Below are 16,572 nucleotides of genomic sequence, written 5' to 3' on the forward strand. Positions count from 1 at the left end.
ATTTGGAAAGCCTGTTGAACCTGACTGTTGCTGGTGGGGCGCCAGTCAGGATATTACAAATCACCGACACCCACCTTTTTGCCGAAAAGCATGAGACGCTTCTGGGCGTGAACACCTGGGAGAGTTATCAGGCGGTTCTTGACGCGATCCATGCTGAAAAGCGGCCATGCGATCTGATCGTCGCGACGGGCGATCTGGCGCAGGATCAATCCTCCGCAGCCTATCAGCATTTTGCTGAAGGGATTGCGAGCTTTAGCGTGCCTTGCGTCTGGCTACCGGGCAATCACGATTTTCAACCCGCTATGTACAGTTCGCTTCAGGATGCGGGGATTTCACCGGCAAAATGTGTCTTTGCGGGGGACCAGTGGCAAATTCTGCTCCTCGACAGTCAGGTGTTTGGCGTTCCGCACGGTGAGTTGAGCGACTATCAGCTTGACTGGCTGGAGACAAAACTGGCCGCCGAACCGAATCGCAATACGCTGCTGTTGCTGCATCATCACCCGCTGCCGGCGGGCTGTAGCTGGCTCGATCAGCACAGCTTACGCAACTCTGCGGCGCTGGACGGCGTACTGGCGAAATTTCCGCGCGTGAAAAATTTGCTGTGCGGGCACATTCACCAGGAGCAGGATCTCGACTGGAATGGTCGCCGCCTGCTCGCGACGCCCTCTACCTGCGTGCAGTTTAAGCCGCACTGCGCCAACTTTACGCTGGATACCATCGCACCGGGCTGGCGCTGGCTGGAGCTGCATGCCGATGGCTCGCTGACCACCGAAGTTTGCCGTCTGACCGGGGCTCAATTCCGCCCGGATACCGCTTCGGAAGGCTATTGATGTCGACGCTTCTCTATCTGCATGGGTTTAACAGCTCACCACGATCGGCGAAAGCGACGCAGCTTCGCCAGTGGCTGAGCGCGAATCATCCCCACGTGGAGATGATTATTCCGCAGTTGCCCCCTTATCCGGCGGATGCGGCAGAGATGCTGGAATCGATCGTGCTTGAACACGGCGGCGAATCGTTTGGCGTTGTCGGGTCGTCGCTCGGCGGCTACTACGCCACCTGGCTGTCGCAGTGCTTTATGTTACCCGCTGTCGTCGTCAACCCGGCGGTCCGGCCATTTGAGCTGTTAAGGGACTTTCTTGGCGAAAACGAGAACCCCTACACCGGCCAACAATATGTGCTAGAGTCACGCCATATTTACGATCTCAAAGTTATGCAGGTCGACCCGCTTGAAGCGCCCGATCTTATCTGGCTGCTGCAACAGACGGGAGATGAAGTGCTGGATTACCGCCAGGCAGTGGCGTATTACGCATCCTGCCGCCAGACTGTAGAAGAGGGCGGTAACCATGCTTTCACGGGCTTTGAAGATCATTTCACCCAGATTGTCGATTTTCTTGGACTGCACAGCCACTGACAATCAATGCGAATTGCTAGCTTAAATCATGACGCAAACCTATAACGCTGATGCCATTGAGGTACTCACCGGGCTTGAGCCGGTTCGCCGCCGCCCGGGGATGTACACCGATACGACGCGCCCAAACCACCTGGGCCAGGAAGTAATTGATAACAGTGTGGACGAAGCGCTGGCAGGCCATGCCAGACGCGTGGACGTTATCCTGCACGCCGATCAGTCGCTGGAAGTTATCGACGACGGCCGCGGCATGCCGGTAGATATCCACCCGGAAGAGGGTGTTCCCGCCGTTGAGCTGATCCTCTGTCGTCTGCACGCGGGCGGTAAGTTCTCCAACAAAAACTACCAGTTCTCCGGCGGCTTGCACGGCGTGGGGATCTCCGTGGTTAACGCCCTGTCAAAGCGCGTGGAAGTGAACGTTCGTCGCGATGGCCAGGTGTATAACATCGCGTTTGAAAACGGCGAAAAAGTGCAGGATTTGCAGGTCGTCGGGACGTGCGGTAAACGCAACACCGGCACCAGCGTCCATTTCTGGCCTGACGAAAGCTTCTTCGACAGCCCACGCTTTTCCGTTTCTCGCCTGACGCACCTGCTGAAAGCCAAAGCGGTGCTGTGCCCGGGCGTGGAAATCACCTTTAAAGATCACGTAAACAACACCGAACAGAGCTGGCGCTACGAAAAGGGTCTGAACGACTACCTGTGCGAAGCGGTTAACGGCCTGCCGACCCTGCCGGAAAAACCGTTCGTCGGGAATTTCGAAGGTGACACCGAAGCGGTGGACTGGGCGCTGCTGTGGCTGCCGGAAGGCGGTGAGCTGCTGACGGAAAGCTACGTCAACCTGATCCCAACGCTGCTCGGCGGGACGCACGTCAACGGCCTGCGTCAGGGGCTGCTGGATGCGATGCGCGAGTTCTGCGAATACCGCAACATTCTGCCGCGCGGCGTGAAGCTTTCCGCAGAAGATATCTGGGACCGCTGCGCCTACGTGCTCTCCGTGAAGATGCAGGATCCGCAGTTTGCCGGTCAGACTAAAGAGCGCCTGTCGTCACGCCAGTGCGCGGCGTTCGTCTCCGGCGTGGTGAAAGATGCGTTTACCCTGTGGCTGAACCAGAACGTTCAGGCCGCAGAAATGCTGGCTGAAATGGCGATCTCCAGCGCCCAGCGTCGCCTGCGCGCGGCGAAGAAAGTGGTGCGTAAAAAGCTGACCAGTGGCCCCGCGCTGCCGGGCAAGCTGGCGGACTGTACCGCCCAGGATCTCAACCGCACCGAGCTGTTCCTGGTGGAAGGGGACTCGGCAGGCGGATCGGCCAAGCAGGCGCGCGATCGTGAATATCAGGCGATCATGCCGCTCAAGGGTAAGATCCTCAACACCTGGGAGGTCTCGTCTGATGAAGTGCTGGCCTCGCAGGAAGTACACGACATCTCCGTGGCGATCGGCATCGATCCGGACAGCGACGATCTGAGCCAGCTGCGCTACGGCAAGATCTGTATCCTCGCGGATGCGGACTCCGATGGTCTGCACATCGCCACGCTGCTCTGTGCGCTGTTCGTGAAGCACTTCCGCACGCTGGTGAAAAACGGTCACGTCCACGTGGCGCTGCCGCCGCTGTACCGTATCGACCTTGGCAAAGAAGTCTACTATGCGCTGACGGAAGAAGAGAAAGCGGGCGTGCTGGAGCAGCTCAAACGCAAGAAGGGCAAACCGAACGTTCAGCGCTTTAAAGGGCTGGGCGAGATGAACCCGATGCAGCTGCGTGAAACCACGCTGGATCCGAACACCCGCCGTCTGGTGCAGCTGACCATCAGCGATGAAGACGAACAACAAACCAACGCCGTGATGGATATGCTGCTGGCCAAGAAACGTTCTGAAGACCGACGTAACTGGCTCCAGGAGAAAGGCGATATGGCGGATATAGAGGCCTGATGTCCCCTCACCCTAACCCTCTCCCACAGGGAGAGGGTTAGGATCGTAGGCCCGGTAAGCGTTAGCGCCACCGGGCTTTTTTACGTCAAAACTCCATCTTCACCGTAAACTGCACTTCACGCGGGTCGCCAATCTGGTTGCCCAGGTTGTTGGTCGCAATCGACGACGTGTAGTAGGTCTTATCAAACAGATTCTTCACGTTCACCTGTAGCGTCACCGGATATTGCAGCTTCATTTTGTACGCCGCAAATGCATCCGCCACGAAATAGCCCGGCAGATAATAATCCGCACCGTTAGTCGCTGAGCGGCGGCTTACGCCGTGCCCGCCGCCGCCAATTGTCAGCGTATTCCCGGCAAACGCATTGTGAATATCGTACGTCAGGAACAGGGAGCCGGTATGGCGCGGTACGTTCGGCAGCGGTTTGCCCGCGTAGTCCGGGTCTTCCAGCACCTTCGCATCGGTATAGCCGTAGCTGGCGATAATGTTGGTGTTCTCGGTCAGCGATCCGGCGAGATCCACTTCGACACCCTGCGAGCGCACGCGGCCCGCGGTTTTGGCGACGGTTTCATCACCGACGCTCTCGGTGTACAGCACGTTGCGCTTGTGGATATCAAACAGCGCGATGTTGGCGGTAATGCCGTCGAACAGGTCGAACTTAGCGCCTATTTCATACGCGTTCGACGTTTCCGGCGGCAGGTCGCCGATGTAGCTCGCAATGGACGACTGCGGCATAAACGTCTGGGAATAGTTGGCAAACAGGGAGACTGCCGGCGTGAGCTTGTATACCAGGCCCAGCTTCGGCGTCCACTGGTCGTCGCGGCTGTCCGTGTTGACGTTAAACGGACGGCCTTTGCCCGCGTACTGGGTGTAATACTGGTAGCGCAGTCCGGCAACGGCGATCCATTTATCGGTCAGGTACAGCGCGTCCTGCGCGTAGGCGGAGTAGCTCTCCTGCTTGATGGTTTGATCGCTGTCGGCTGCCGAGACGGTGGTGCACTTGCCGAGGCTGCCGTAGCTCGGGTTGTAAATATTGAAATCCTTAACGTTCTTACAACGGATCATGTCCGTGCGCAGCAGATCGTAATTTTCATACGACACGCCGGTCAGTATCTCATTGTAAAAGCCCGCGATGTCCACGTTCCCCTGCAAATCTGCCCGCGTTGTGTGCATACGCTGGGTCGAACCCTGGGTCGCATCCACGCGGCGAGTCAGGTTGCCGGTTTTTGAATCGTAGGCCATCACGCGAGCCTGGTTATCGCTGTACTTATCCTGGCTGTAGCTGTAGTCGAACTTCGCGGTCCACTGGCTGTTGAGCCGATACTCCGCGTTAAGCTGAGCGAGGTCGGACTGACCGTCGGTCACGTTAAATGGCTCATCAAAGCGGGTTTTGCGATCGACGTCGACGGCCTTTTTGGTGTTGAGATCGAAGATCGTTCCGCGATCGAACGGCGTTTTATAGTCGCGATGCGAATAGAGCACGGTCACGGTGGCATCATCGCCGAACCAGGTCAAAGACGGGGCGATAAAGGTGCTGCGTTCGGTGCCGAAATTACGCCAGTAATCCTCGTCCTGATACTCCCCCGTCAGGCGATAGGCCAGACGCGTACCTTCAATTGGACCGGTGACGTCAAACTGTCCGCTACCGCCGCCAAAGCTGGTTGATGTGGCAGAAATCGAGCCGCCGAAGGTTTTCTCCGGGCGTTTGGTCACCACGTTAATCAGGCCGCCGGGGTCGAGAATACCGTAAAGGGTCGAGGCCGGGCCTTTTAGCACCTCCACGCGCTCGGTTGCGGCATTGAAGCTGCGCGGCAGCACGGTGCGCAGGCCGTTGGTCATGATCGAGCCATCGCGGTTTGCGCCGAAGCCACGGCGCACGAAGGCATCCTGCGTGCCGCCCAGGGTGTTGGTCTGCACCACGTTGCTGACGTTATACAGCGCCTCGTCTAGCGTGGTCGCGTTTTGGTCTTCCAGCACTTTATCGCTGACGGTATTGACCACCTGCGGGATGTCCAGCATCGGCATGTTGGTCAGCGTGGCGGTGGAGGTGTTCAGGGGCTGATAGCCGCTGGTGGCGTCGGTGGAAGCGTAAGGATCGGCAGTGACGGTAAGCGTCTCACCGTCTTTTGCTGCTGCGTGCACCAGAGGCGCCATGAACAGGAGTGAAAAGAGCGCGCGCCCTTTTACCCCGGCGAATGAAGGTGTGAACTTAGCCATTACATCTGTTTTCCCAAAATATCCTGCGATGAAATGCTCGCGGAAGAATGTGTGAGTCATTGCCCTTACGGTCTGTCCGTTAGCCTCTACGGCATCGGACTTGTAATTGAGAATCATTCAAGCATGAGGGCATGTAGTAGTAAATGGAATAAATAAAAATTTCGCTACAGAGGTTTCTCTCTGGCTAACACGCTTCGATTTATTGTTTAAGGTATTGAAAATAATCAATAAAAATGAATTTTAATTTGTGCGGTGATGCTCAATTATCCCTGGGTTTTACAGGGTGTATCTTCGCTTGACTACTACATGGAGCGGCGGCAAACTCACAAAAGAGAATGAGTTTTATTTTTATTTGTTGGTTTTTTTTCTTACGTTGGCGTTCACGTGGCTCACTACATCAAAAAGCCGGGACTGGTTCTTGAGAACCTCTCCGCGGGTTACCAGAAAAAAATCATCGTTGATGATATCTCCCTTGCGATCCCCCAGCAGAAAATGACTGTTCTGGTGGGCGCAAACGGCTGCGGAAAATCGACGCTGTTAAGTACCCTCGCACGGCTGCTTCAGCCGCTCGGCGGCAGCGCGGTGCTGGACGGCAAAGCCATCCACTCGCAACCAACCAAAGCGGTCGCCCGCCAGCTCGGGATCCTGCCGCAGTCTCCGCTGCTTCCAGAAGGGTTAACCGTATTTGAGCTGGTCTCGCGCGGACGTTTCCCTTGGCAGAACGTGATGCGCCAGTGGAGCGAGGAAGACGAGCGGGCCGTGGAAGAGGCGTTACGCCTGACCGGAACGGCAGAGTTTGCCCATCATCTGGTTGAAAGCCTGTCCGGCGGCCAGCGCCAGCGCTGCTGGATCGCTATGGTGCTGGCGCAGCAAACGCCCTATATCCTGCTGGATGAACCCACGACGTACCTCGATCTTCGCTACCAGGTGGAGATCCTCGAACTGCTGCACACGCTGACGCGCCGGCACGGGCGCACCGTGGTGGTGGTTCTGCACGATCTCAACTTCGCCGTGAATTACGGTGATTCGCTGGTCTTTTTACGTCAGGGAAAGGTTGAGGGGGTACTGCATGAGGGCGACGCCTGCACGCCGGAGCTAATCAAAGCGGTGTTTGACGTCGACGTGCATATGTCGGTTAACCCGCTGACCGGCAAGCCGTTCTTTATGCCGTTCCGTCAGGCTGACGACAAACCATGATGCGCACATCTGTGGCCTTTATTCTCTTTACGCTGCTGCTTCTGGCAGGCGCGATTGCGCACCTGAGCATCGGGGCGCGCGTTATCGCCCCCCGGACGGTAGTAGACGCATTTTTCCACTTCGACCCGCGCAATTTTGAGCATAGCGTGATCGTCAGGCTGCGCTTGATGCGGCTATGCGCCGCCCTGGTGACGGGCGCGGCGCTCGGCGTCGCGGGCGTGCTGCTGCAATCAGTGATCCGCAACCCGCTCGGCGAGCCGCATATCCTGGGGCTGAATGCAGGGGCGGCGCTGGCGGTGGTGCTGACGAGTGCCCTCGGGCTGTCGCTGCCGTTTGGCCGCCCTCTGATAGCCGCAGCTGGCGCCGCCGCGCTCTTTTTGCTGGTGCTAACGTTCTCCTCATCCGGGCGTACCGGTCTCACGCCGATGAAGGTCACGCTGTGCGGCGTGGCGATGTCGGCATTTGCCTCATCGATAACCGCCACGGTGTTGATTCTGGATGAACAGACGCTGCTGGCCATGCGGACCTGGCTTGCGGGGGATGTGGCGGGAGTCATCGGCGAGACGATCGCTAGCGCCGCGGGGGCCGCTGCCGTGGGTTTTGCGCTGGCGCTCTGGCTGTCGCCGTCGCTGAACATGCTGGCGCTGGGCGAGAGAATGGCGCAGGGGCTTGGCGTGTCGCTGCTGAAAACGCGCCTGCTCGCGCTGCTGGCCATCGCCCTGCTGTGCGGCGCGGCGGTTTCAGTTGCCGGACCGATCGGGTTTATCGGACTCGTGGTGCCGCAGCTGATTCGCCGTCTGGTATCGGTGGACCTGCGCGTGATGGTGCCGCTTTCAGCCCTCTGCGGGGCGCTGGTTCTGCTGATGGCGGATATCGCCGCCCGTACGCTGTTTACGCCGTATGAGCTGGCAACCGGCGTGATGACTGCGCTGGTCGGCGCGCCGGTCTTTATCCTTATGGCGTCAAGGATGTTCAAATGAACCGGGCTGGATTGAGGGCAGTACGATTTTTCTCCTTCTCGGCGCTGGTTCGCCCGAGGGCGCTGCTGTATCTGGCCGTATTATCGCTTGCCGCTCTCCTGCTGCTAAGTTTTGGCCTGACGCACGGTTCGCTGCCCATTCCTGCTTCCGCCATCGGACGTGCGCTGTTTTATCCTGAACGTCTGACGGCGGATGCGCATTACATTGTGATGGATATCCGCCTGCCGCGCCTGCTGATGGCGGTGCTGTGCGGCGCGATGCTCGGCATGGCGGGGGCGGCCATGCAGTCCATTACCCGCAACGGCCTTGCTGACCCCGGTCTTATCGGCGTGAAAGAGGGCTGTAGCGCGGCGGTGCTGCTGCTGATTTTTCAGTTTCCGGGATTGGGGCCGTACTGGCGTCCACTTATCGGCATGGCCGGTGGGCTGCTGACCGCGCTGCTGGTAGTGGCGCTGGCGCGTGATATCTCGCGCCCGCGATTCATCCTGATCGGCATCGGCGTGTCATGGGCGTTTGCCGCCGCGATGGGGGTCTTTATGACGACCGCCGACGTGCGCGACGTCCAGACGGCGATGCTGTGGCTGGCGGGGAGCCTGCATACGGCAAGCTGGACGCTGGTCAGCATCGCTGCTGCCTGGACAGTGCCAGCGTTTGCGCTGCTGCTCTTTACCGCACGCGCCGCAGACGTAGCCTTGCTCGGCAACCACACTGCGACGGGGCTGGGCGTGCGGACTTCACGCCTCGCTCTGCTGCGCGTGTTTGCCCCCGTGGTGCTCACCGCGGCCTGCGTCTCCTGCGTGGGGAGTATCGGCTTTGTCGGGCTAATTGCTCCGCACATGGCGCGCCTGCTGCTGCGCGGAGGGCAAACGGCACTGCTGACGGGAAGTGCCGTACTGGGCGCGCTGCTGGTGCTGCTGGCGGATAACGTTGGGCGGCTGGCATTTCTCCCGTTGCAGCTGCCGGCGGGAATTGTCATTTCACTGATTGGCGGACCGTTTTTCCTGCTGCTGCTCTGGCAGCGTCGGGATCGATTTTAGGGGATAAAAATGCGCGTATTTTTTGCAATGCTGGTGCTGGTGGGTTTTGCTGTAGGAGCCGCAGAGCCAACGCAGACGTTTACTGACGACCTGAACCGCAACGTGGTGGTGCCGGTTAACCCGAAGCGGATTGTGTCCCTGCACGACCTGGATATCACCATTCCGCTGATCGAGCTTGGCGTACCGCCGGTTGCCAGCCATGGCCGCACCCGACCGGACGGCAGCCATTTTCTGCGTTCCAGCGGTATGCTGACGGGCATCGATTTTGATAATTCCGACATCACATTCATCGGCACCGCGGATATCAATATTGAAGCCATCGCTGCGGCGAAGCCGGATCTTATCATCACCGAGCCGACCCGCAACACGCCGGTCGAACAGCTGGAAAAAATTGCCCCGACGGTGAGTATCGATCACCTCGACGGCGGTGCGCCGGAGATCTACCGCAAGCTGGCGCAGCTTACCGGGACAGAGGCGCGGCTGAAGATTCTGGAGCGTCGCTATCAGGAGCAGATCGAGGCGCTAAAGGCGACCATCGATACGAGCAAACTGACCGTCTCGGTGATTCAGGCCAATCAGGGCAAAATCAACGCCATGCACAGCTACCACTCGCTTGGGCGCGTGCTGCGCGACGCAGGGTTCAGGTTCCCGCCGCTGATTGAGAGCATCCCGGAGGGCGGGCGCATCGACGTCAGCGCCGAGCGCCTGCCGGAGCTGGATGCTGATTTTGTCTTTGCCACCTGGCGCGGGGACACCGGCGGAAAACCGCAGGACGAGCTGGCGGCGATGGATGCGGTGATGCCGGGCTGGTGTCAGTTTCTCAACGCCTGCCGAACCGGGCATTACGTGCTCATCTCCCGCGAGGAAGCGATCTCAAATTCATTTGCCTCGCTGGGGCTGATGGCCGCGCAGGTGCAGTCGCAGATAGCGGGCCGTCCGCTGCCGGAGGCCGCACGATGATCCGAAAAATTGATGTCTACGGCGACCGCCTCCGCTCGCGGGCGCACCAGCTGACGCCGCGTCTGCTGCAGGTGGCGAGCTATATCAATGAAAATCGTGAAGCGGTTATGGAGCAGACGGCAATGGAGATTGCCGCTGTGCTACACACCTCGGACGCCACCGTGGTGCGTGCCATTCAGGCGCTTGGGTTTGGTGGGCTGCGGGATCTCAAGCAGACCCTGGAGCAGTGGTTTGGCCCGGTGGTCACCTCCAGCGAGAAGATGTCCACCACGGTAAACACGCTTACCAGCGACGTCGACGCGAGCATCGATTTTGTGCTGGAAGGCCATCAGCACACCTGCGCGGTGTTGTCCGAACCGGGCAACCGCTACGCGATGGCGCAGGCCGTGTCGCTGCTGGCGCAGGCGAGACAGGTCGCTATTTTTGGCATTGGCGCATCCGGCATTCTGGCTGAGTACACCTCGCGACTGTTTAGCCGTATAGGCCTGCCTGCGATCCCGCTCAACCGCACCGGTATTGGCCTCGCCGAACAGCTGATTGCCCTACAGCGCGGTGACGTGCTGGTAATGATGGCGCAAAAATCCGCGCACCGGGAGGGGCAGACCACGCTGCGCGAAGCGAAGCGCCTGGGTATTCCCACCATTTTGCTGACCAACGCCACGGACTCGCGCTTTAGCAAAGAGGCAAGCGTAGTGATCCACGTCCCGCGCGGTGGCGAGAAGGGCAAAATCCCGCTGCACGGCACGGTGCTGCTGTGCCTGGAGATGATTATTCTGTCCGTCGCCTCCACTGAGCCGCAGCGCACCATCAAGTCGATGAAGCGCATCAACGAGTTACACCGCGGATTAAAGCCGGGGAAGAAGAGCGGTTGATCTTCCCCCTCTCCCCGTGGGAGAGGGCGGGGGTGAGGGCGTCAAACCGCACGATGGTTCTTCCTGTACTGCAACGGCGTCTCGCCAATCCCCTTTTTAAAAGCGCTGATAAACCACGTCACGTCGGAAAATCCCGCCTGTGCGGCAATGTCACGCACGCTCGAATCCGTGTGGAGTAAACACTCGCACGCCTTACGCAACCTTAGCGTGTTCAGGTAGTCGTGAATTTTTTCGCCCGTTTCCGCATGGAATCTTCGCGATACGTAACTGCGTGATTTACCCAGCTCTTCGGCCAGCGCATCCAGACGAAATTTCTCCTGATAATGCTCGTCGAGCCAGAACATTACCTGGCTGGCGATCCCCTGGCTGTTGCCCGGCTCACCGTCGCGATCGTCGGGGAGCATCGCGAACAGGCCGATCAGCAGGCTGGCGATGCTCTCGCCGTTCATCGGCGGTTTATAGCAGCTAAACAGATGGTCGATATGGTGGTGACAGTGGGCTAAATCGGCGACCCACGCTTCGCCGCCACGGCGTGACAGCCGCTCCAGGCGCTGCCGGGTCTGGGGAAAATCCCGCAGGATCTTCAGCACCGCGTGCTGGTCGAGATGAATAATGGTGCGGCGGTAAATTGCCTCCGCCTGTTCGTCCACCATGACCTTGTGCAGCGTAAAAGGCGGGAAGAAAAACAGTCGTCCGGGGCGCATGGTGTAGTGACGATTATCGACAATCGCCACGCCAAAGCCCTCTTCCACATAGAGGATCTCCAGACACTGATGCCAGTGATGGTAGCGCACCGTATTGGCAAACAGGCGGCTGAACGAGGCCACGGTATCATTCAGGGCGATCAGTTCCAGAAGGTCGGATGTCGGCGTGTCGCGCATAGTGCAATAAAACTCAACTTTTTCCCGTCTGATCGTCTTTATAAACCACCTTTTTAAATTTTCTCAACTGGAGGTTTATTCATCGTTCATGCCTGTGACATGGCTAACATTTCTGCCCCTTGCGGATTCACTATGCTTTGCCGCAGTTGATTACGAGGGCGAACCGATGTGGGCGGCAAACAAAGAAAAATCAAATCCGTTGTCTTCACGCCAGGAGGTAGTGGCGTCGTTGAATGCACTTTTACAGGCGCTGGACACGCAATTTCCGGCGAACCGTTCACGATTCCCGCTGGGCGACACCTGCGCCCATTACACAGCGGATATTGCGCAGATGGAGGGACTTTCTCGCGCGCTGTGGGGGCTGTTTCCGCTGATGGCATCTGGCGAAAGCACGCCGTTCAGCGAGAAGTACCTTACTGCCATTAAGCTTGGTACCGACCCGCAAAGCAGCGGCTACTGGGGTGAAACCGGCCCGTACGATCAACGTCTGGTGGAGATGGCGGCCTACGGTCTGGGGCTCGCTCTGCTGGGGGATAAACTCACCGCGCACTTTACCGGGCGCGAGGTGATGAACCTGCACGCGTGGCTCAACCAAATCACCGACGCGCAGATGCCGGACAGCAACTGGAACTATTTTGCCATTATGGTCCAGCTCGGCTTTAAGCGCGCCGGCCTGCCGTACGATCGGGCCGCCATTGACCACCGCTTTGCGCTGATGGACGCCTACTACCTCGGCGACGGCTGGTATTCCGACGGTCCCGGCCGCCCGAAAGATTACTACATCTCCATGGCTTTCCATTTCTACGGCCTGATTTACGCCACGCTGAGTGACGACGAGGCGAGGGCGAAGGTGCTGCGCGAGCGCTCGCGTCTGTTCGCGGAAGACTTTATCTGCTGGTCCGCCGCCGATGGCGCCTCGGTGCCGTTTGGCCGCAGCCTGACCTACCGCTTTGCCATGGTTGCCTTCTGGAGCGCGGTGGCCTTTTCTCAACTGGACGTCTTCACCCCGGGCATCGTGAAGGGCATTGTGCTGCGGCATCTGCGCTGGTGGCAGCAGCAGTCGATTGTCGATCGCGACGGTATTCTTACCCTGGGGTTTGCGTATCCGAACCTGGCGATGTGCGAGGATTACAACTCCCCCGGTTCACCGTACTGGGCGCTGAAAACCTATCTGATCCTGGCGCTGCCGGAAGCACACCCGTTCTGGCAGGCGGAAGAACAACCGCTGCCGGCGCTTGCTGAAAAACATGTGATTACGCATGCGCAGCAGATCCTGATGCATTCGAAAGATTCGCAGCACGTCGTCATGCTCACCGCCGGTCAGCTGGAGCTGAACAACTACGTCAACACCGAAGCGAAATACACCAAATTTGCCTACTCCAGCCGCTTCGGATTCACCCTTGAGCGCGGGCGTTTTGGCCTGAAGCATGCCGCCTGCGATTCCATGCTGCTGCTGGCGGACGGAGATGACTATTTCCGCGGTCGTCGCGAGTGCGACGAGGTTCGGGTGGATGAAAATTACATTTTCTCGCGCTGGTCGCCGTGGCGCGACGTGCAGATTGCGACCTGGCAGATCCCGTTCGGGGAGTGGCACCTGCGCCTGCACCGTATCAACAGCGCGCGCACTCTGCAAACCGTCGAGGGCGGCTTTGCGGTGATGAAAACCGCCCACCAGGTGCGCGAACGCGGTTGTTATCTGTTGGCTGAAAACGGCAGCAGCGTCATTGTCGATCTTTCGCCGATCATTCAGCGCCAGCCAGACAGCATCGTCACGCCGCCGAACAGCAGCATTATGTTTGCGGAGTGCGCCTCCATTCCGCTGTTAAAAGCTGACCTCCCGCAAGGGGAAAGCTGGCTCTGTTGCGCCGTTCTGGCTGGCGGAAAACAGCCCGCTGCGGCGACGCCGCAGCTGAATATAACCCATAACCAGGTCGTGATTAGCGAACCCGGAAGCGAACGTAAGCTGGCGTTCACATTATAAAAATCTGGCCCTACACCCCGGCGAGGATGATATGAAAAGCACATCGACAACCAACAGAACTGAATATTACAAAATCAGCAGCTTTATCTTTCTCTATTTCTTTACCTGGTCTGCCAGTATTGGTCTGCTGGCGATCTGGCTCGGTCAGAAAGCCAACCTGAGCGGATCGGTGATTGGAACCGTCTTTGCGGTGAACGGGATATTCTCCGTTATTCTCAAGCCGATCTACGGCTATATTCTCGATAAGATCGGCATGAGCAAATATCTGCTCTATTTTGTGGTGATCATGTCGGCCCTGATGGCGCCATTCTTTATTTATGTTTACCAGCCGCTGTTAATGTCTAATACCCTGCTGGGGATTATTATCGGCGCGCTCTATTTAAGCTTTGCCTGGTACGCGGGCGTGGCGGCGTGTGAATCCTATTCCGACCGCTTTAGCCGTTTGAATGGCATGGAGTTCGGGCAGATCCGTATGTGGGGATCGCTCGGCTGGGCGGTGGCGTCATCTTTCTCCGGCCTGCTGTTCAACCTCTCACCGGCGTATAACTTTATTCTCGGCAGCGTGGCGTCGGTGGTGATGCTGATTGTCCTGCTGAGCCTGAAAGTGAACACTAACTCCGCTCACGCAGGCGAGGTGCTGACGAAAGAGAAAATAGCCCCGTCTGACGTTTACGCCCTGCTGCGTAACCGCAAATTCTGGGCTTTCTGCCTGTACGTGGCGGGCGTGGCGTGGATGATGTTTATCGCTGAGCAGCAATTCTCGCGCTATTTCGTCACCTTCTTTGATGATATTCATGAGGGCAACGCCGTATTCGGCTATCTCGGGACCGTACAGTCGGGCATGGAATTTGTCATGTATATGGTGGTCCCGCTGTTTGTGAACTTTATTGGCGCCAAACGCGGGCTGTTAATTGTCGGGCTGGTGGTTGGGGCGCGTCTGATTATTTCCGGCATGTGTGATTCACACCTGTTAATTTCAGTGCTTAAGCCGCTGTACGGTCTGGAAATTTGTCTCCTGCTGGTGTCGGTATTTAAATATATCGCCGAGCATTTCGACAAGCGCGTCAATGCCACCATGTATTTACTCGGCTATCAGGCGATGCTCTACGTTGGCAACGTGGTGGTCTCTTCCCCTGCCGGCTATATGTATGACCGTATTGGCTTTGAGCACACCTATATCATCATGGGCGCAACGGCGCTGACCTTTACCCTTATTTCTGCTTTTACGTTATCCGCCTGTCAGAGCAAATGGCGCGGGGCTCGTGCGCTGAACGTAGCAGAAACGTCAACACGATAAATTACGCCGTCAAAGAAGGAACCGAAATATGTTAAGTCGTATCAAAGAAGAACGTCTGCCTGTTATCGCTGCGCCCGTTGACTCCCGCGCATTCAGCGATGAACTGAATTCGGCGCGCAGACACGTTCTTGACCTGATTAGCCGTCATTTAACGGAGTTCGGCGACAAATTCCCGGCGGAAACCTGCCAGAACGGTTTTTATCCGCTGACTGACAACGTGGAGTGGACCACCAGCTTCTGGACCGGGCAGCTGTGGCTGGCATGGGAGATGAGCGGCGAGGAAAAATTCCGCGCGATGGCGGAAAAACACGTGCGCTCGTTTGGCCTGCGCATCGCCGGGCGCAACGACACCAACACCCACGATTTAGGCTTCCTCTACACGCTCTCCTGCGTAGCCGCGTGGCGGCTGACCGGAAGCCGCGAGGCGCGCGGCTTCTCGCTGCTGGCGGCGGAAGCCCTGCTGGAACGCTTCCACGAGAAGGCGAAAATCATCCAGGCGTGGGGCGATCTCTCCGATCCGGAGCAGGCCGGGCGGATGATCATCGACTGCAACATGAACCTGCCGCTGCTCTACTGGGCAACGGAGCAGACGGGCGATCCGCGCTTTGCCGACGCCGCAAAAGCGCACGTCATGCAGGCCGCGACGTACCTCATTCGTGACGATGCCTCCACCTTCCACACCTACTATATGGATGTGGCAACCGGCGCACCGCGCTACGGCAACACCCAGCAGGGCTACGCCGACGACTCCTGCTGGTCGCGCGGGCAGGCTTGGGGCATTTACGGTTTCCTGCTGAGCTATATCTATACCGGCGATGAAACGATGATCGCCCTGTCAAAACGGCTGGCGAACTACTTCCTCAATCGCCTGCCGGAAGACTACGTCTGCCACTGGGATCTGGCGCTGGTGGGCACCGACGCACTGCGTGACTCTTCCTCGGCGGCAATTGCGGTGTGTGGACTGCTGGAGCTGGTGAAACATCTGCCGGTCACAGATCCGGATCGCGAACGTTACCTCGAATGGGCGAAAGGGATTATGTCCTCGCTGACAAAGCACTATCTGATGGGCAAAGAAGAGAAGGGCAACGGGCTGCTTAAGCACTCGGTGTATCACCTGGCGAGCAATAAAGGCGTGGATGAGTGCGCGAGCTGGGGCGATTACTTCTACGTTGAGGCACTGGTGCGTTTTACGCAGAGCTGGAAACTGTACTGGTAAAAACAGTCGGGGGTTAACCCCCGACTTATCGATCACGCTTTCGGAATACGCAGCGTCTGACCGGGATAGATCTTATCCGGGCTGGAGAGCATTGGGCGGTTAGCCTCAAAAATCTTATTGTACTGGTTGGCATCGCCGTACACGGTTTTAGAGATTGCGCTCAGGGTATCGCCGGATTTCACCGTATAGTAGGTGGCTTCATCTTTGGCATCTGTCGCGGTGATATTGTTCTCCACTTCGCTGACGCCCGCGATGTTGCCGACGGCGACCTGGATTTTTTCTTTCTGCTCCTGCGTCAGCCCGTCGCCCGTCACGCTGGCCTTGCCGTCAGTGACGTTAACCTGAACCTTATCGGAACCGGGAATGTTGAGTTTCTTGAGGTGCTCGGTGATTTTGTCGCCCTGACCTTTATGATCGGTCAGGTTATCCCACAGCTTTTCGCCTGCTTCTTTTACGAAGTTAAAAAGTCCCATTCCATCCTCCTGTTAACAATGAAGTCAGAATAAGCATAGCAGTTGAGTATTAAGATGATACAAAAAGCCCGGTGGCGCTAGCGCTTACCGGGCCTGGGAGGGAAGTTGAAGGCCGGGTAAACGCAGTGCCA

The 16,572-nt window shown here is 58.0% G+C and carries 14 protein-coding genes; 11 read left to right on the top strand and 3 right to left on the bottom strand.

Features of this window, described 5'->3' with window-relative positions; all coding sequences use genetic code 11:
* Nucleotides 1-2 precede the first annotated feature (2 nt).
* The 3 genes from cpdA to parE are packed head-to-tail and all read left to right on the top strand — an operon-like array spanning nt 3 to nt 3,332.
* Nucleotides 3-830 (top strand): 3',5'-cyclic-AMP phosphodiesterase, encoded by an 828-nt coding sequence (gene cpdA, locus O1722_RS03360; RefSeq protein ID WP_017384043.1) that lies wholly within the window; start codon nt 3-5, stop codon nt 828-830.
* Nucleotides 830-1,411 (top strand): esterase YqiA, encoded by a 582-nt coding sequence (gene yqiA, locus O1722_RS03365; protein WP_015571888.1) that lies wholly within the window; start codon nt 830-832, stop codon nt 1,409-1,411. Before cpdA ends, yqiA begins: the two co-directional genes overlap by 1 nt.
* Nucleotides 1,412-1,439: 28 nt before the next feature.
* Entirely contained in the window at nt 1,440-3,332 is a 1,893-nt protein-coding gene (gene parE, locus O1722_RS03370) for a DNA topoisomerase IV subunit B (RefSeq protein WP_017384044.1), read from the top strand.
* An 85-nt stretch (nt 3,333-3,417) separates the two neighbouring features.
* On the opposite strand, the gene O1722_RS03375 is transcribed toward parE, so the two are convergent.
* Entirely contained in the window at nt 3,418-5,547 is a 2,130-nt protein-coding gene (locus O1722_RS03375; protein WP_015571887.1) for a TonB-dependent siderophore receptor, read from the bottom strand.
* 384 nt (nt 5,548-5,931) lie between these two features.
* On the opposite strand from O1722_RS03375, the gene O1722_RS03380 reads away from it, so the two are divergent.
* The 5 genes from O1722_RS03380 to O1722_RS03400 are packed head-to-tail and all read left to right on the top strand — an operon-like array spanning nt 5,932 to nt 10,593.
* Nucleotides 5,932-6,744: an ABC transporter ATP-binding protein gene (locus O1722_RS03380; protein WP_017384046.1), complete on the top strand. Its 813-nt coding sequence runs from the start codon at nt 5,932-5,934 to the stop codon at nt 6,742-6,744.
* On the top strand, nt 6,741-7,724 hold the full coding sequence (locus O1722_RS03385; protein ID WP_032649559.1) for a FecCD family ABC transporter permease: 984 nt from the start codon (nt 6,741-6,743) through the stop codon (nt 7,722-7,724). The genes O1722_RS03380 and O1722_RS03385 overlap by 4 nt, the downstream gene beginning before the upstream one ends.
* On the top strand, nt 7,721-8,761 hold the full coding sequence (locus O1722_RS03390; RefSeq protein WP_017384048.1) for a FecCD family ABC transporter permease: 1,041 nt from the start codon (nt 7,721-7,723) through the stop codon (nt 8,759-8,761). The genes O1722_RS03385 and O1722_RS03390 overlap by 4 nt, the downstream gene beginning before the upstream one ends.
* A 9-nt stretch (nt 8,762-8,770) precedes the next feature.
* Nucleotides 8,771-9,721 (top strand): iron-siderophore ABC transporter substrate-binding protein, encoded by a 951-nt coding sequence (locus tag O1722_RS03395; protein WP_033487698.1) that lies wholly within the window; start codon nt 8,771-8,773, stop codon nt 9,719-9,721.
* Nucleotides 9,718-10,593, top strand: coding sequence for a MurR/RpiR family transcriptional regulator (locus O1722_RS03400; RefSeq protein ID WP_015571883.1), 876 nt, complete (start codon nt 9,718-9,720; stop codon nt 10,591-10,593). The genes O1722_RS03395 and O1722_RS03400 overlap by 4 nt, the downstream gene beginning before the upstream one ends.
* Nucleotides 10,594-10,634: 41 nt before the next feature.
* On the opposite strand, the gene O1722_RS03405 is transcribed toward O1722_RS03400, so the two are convergent.
* A complete protein-coding gene (locus tag O1722_RS03405; protein WP_023295450.1) occupies nt 10,635-11,474 on the bottom strand; it encodes an AraC family transcriptional regulator in 840 nt (279 codons plus the stop codon).
* A 166-nt stretch (nt 11,475-11,640) separates the two neighbouring features.
* On the opposite strand from O1722_RS03405, the gene O1722_RS03410 reads away from it, so the two are divergent.
* From O1722_RS03410 to O1722_RS03420, 3 genes are read left to right on the top strand one after another with little or no spacing between them, the layout of a single operon-like run.
* Nucleotides 11,641-13,455 carry a DUF2264 domain-containing protein gene (locus O1722_RS03410; protein ID WP_100151231.1) on the top strand — a complete coding sequence of 605 codons (1,815 nt, stop codon included), beginning with the start codon at nt 11,641-11,643 and terminating at the stop codon, nt 13,453-13,455.
* Between the two features lie 31 nt (nt 13,456-13,486).
* On the top strand, nt 13,487-14,752 hold the full coding sequence (locus O1722_RS03415; protein WP_015571880.1) for an oligosaccharide MFS transporter: 1,266 nt from the start codon (nt 13,487-13,489) through the stop codon (nt 14,750-14,752).
* Nucleotides 14,753-14,780: 28 nt separating this feature from the next.
* Nucleotides 14,781-15,968: a glycoside hydrolase family 88 protein gene (locus O1722_RS03420; protein ID WP_033487700.1), complete on the top strand. Its 1,188-nt coding sequence runs from the start codon at nt 14,781-14,783 to the stop codon at nt 15,966-15,968.
* Nucleotides 15,969-16,000: 32 nt separating this feature from the next.
* Here O1722_RS03420 and lysM read toward each other — a convergent pair whose 3' ends face one another.
* Complete coding sequence (gene lysM, locus O1722_RS03425) at nt 16,001-16,441, bottom strand: peptidoglycan-binding protein LysM (RefSeq protein WP_014885249.1); 441 nt, start codon at nt 16,439-16,441, stop codon at nt 16,001-16,003.
* Nucleotides 16,442-16,572 lie beyond the last annotated feature (131 nt).

The organism is Enterobacter cloacae complex sp. HYC003_NIDB (assembly GCF_056673375.1).